The organism is Acidovorax sp. KNOB132 (genome assembly GCF_057541515.1).
Window position 1 is genome coordinate 1 of the sequence record NZ_BAAJYT010000535.1, and the last position, 1,238, is coordinate 1,238.

A 1,238-nucleotide genomic window follows, 5' to 3' on the forward strand; every position below is an offset into this window, starting at 1 on the left:
CACTCCCCCCCTCCCTTTCTTTGCAGGCCAGCCGGCGCACCGCCCTCGTGGCCACGCTGGGCCTGCTGGCCTGGCAGGGCCCCGTCCAAGCGGCCAAGCCCCGGGCCAGCGCGCCTTCGCCAGCGCCGTCCGTCTGGCCCCGTGCATCGCAAGTGCCCGGCGGCGTGGCGCGCCTGTCGCTGGGGCCGGCGGCCACGCGGCCGGTGGCGCACGTGGACGAAGGCGCGGGCGACGTGCCGGTGCTCGTGCTGGGCGATGCGATCGAGTGGACGGCCATCGTCGGCATCCCGCTGGCGGCCCAGGCGGGGGCCGCCGGGATCGTGGTGCGGGGTTCGGCCACCGAGGGCGATGCAGCGCGCAAGGTGCCCTACACCATCGCGCCCAAGAAGTACCGCGAGCAGCGCCTGAGCGTCGCGCCGCGCACCGTGGACCTCTCCGCCGAGGACAACGCCCGCTTCGAGCGCGAGCGCGAACACCAGCGGCAGGTGACGGCGGCGTTTTCCACACCGCTGCCCAAGCCGGCCGACCTGCGCATGCACGTCCCGGTGCCGGGTCCCCGGTCCAGCTCGTTCGGGCTGCGGCGGGTGTTCAACGGGCAATCGCGCAATCCGCACAGCGGCATGGACATCGCCGCAGCCAAGGGCACGGCCATCGTCGCGCCGCTGCCGGGCCGGGTAATCGACACCGGCGAGTATTTCTTCAGCGGCGGCACCGTGTGGCTGGACCATGGTGGCGGGCTGCTCACCGTCTATGCCCACCTGAGCGCCATCGACGCCAAGGTGGGCGACCAGTTGCAGACCGGCGACCGCCTGGGCGCGGTGGGCGCCACCGGCCGCGTGACCGGGCCGCACCTGCACTGGGGCGTGATGCTCAACCGCACGATGGTGGACCCGGCGCTCTTCCTGCCCGTCTGAGCCGGACGGGCGTTGCGCCGGGCCGACACGGGCCGGTAAAGAAGGGGCCGCTTCGCGGAGCGGGCAGCGACAATTTCCGCCTTCGATCCCCTGGCCTTTTTGGGTGGTTTCCATGCGATCTTTTCTGGGTGCCGCGCTCGCGGCGATGGCGGTGCTGTGCAGCGGCTGCGCCGTGGTGGCCGTGGGCGATGCCGCGGTGACGGTGGTGGCGACCACGGTGAAGGTCGGTGTCACCGTGGTGGGCACGGCAGTGGACGTGGGCGCGGCCGGCGTGCGCGCCGTGGCGGGCGGCAGCGACTGAAAGCCTGCGCGGGCGGCACGGCC

The 1,238-nt window shown here is 73.4% G+C and carries 2 protein-coding genes; both read left to right on the forward strand.

Annotated features, from left to right (window positions below):
- The first annotated feature begins 20 nt into the window (after positions 1–20).
- Positions 21–914 carry a peptidoglycan DD-metalloendopeptidase family protein gene (locus AC27IO_RS24425; protein ID WP_498741241.1) on the forward strand — a complete coding sequence of 298 codons (894 nt, stop codon included), beginning with the start codon at positions 21–23 and terminating at the stop codon, positions 912–914.
- A 112-nt stretch (positions 915–1,026) separates the two neighbouring features.
- The gene (locus AC27IO_RS24430) at positions 1,027–1,215 is read left to right on the forward strand and encodes a hypothetical protein (RefSeq protein ID WP_284402576.1); all 189 of its coding nucleotides are present in this window, start codon (positions 1,027–1,029) and stop codon (positions 1,213–1,215) included.
- Positions 1,216–1,238: the final 23 nt, after the last annotated feature.

What these genes read in the sequence shown, in the direction of transcription:
- AC27IO_RS24430 (WP_284402576.1), top strand. Translation starts at nt 1,027, where the DNA reads ATGCGATCTTTTCTGGGTGCCGCGCTCGCGGCGATGGCGGTGCTGTGC.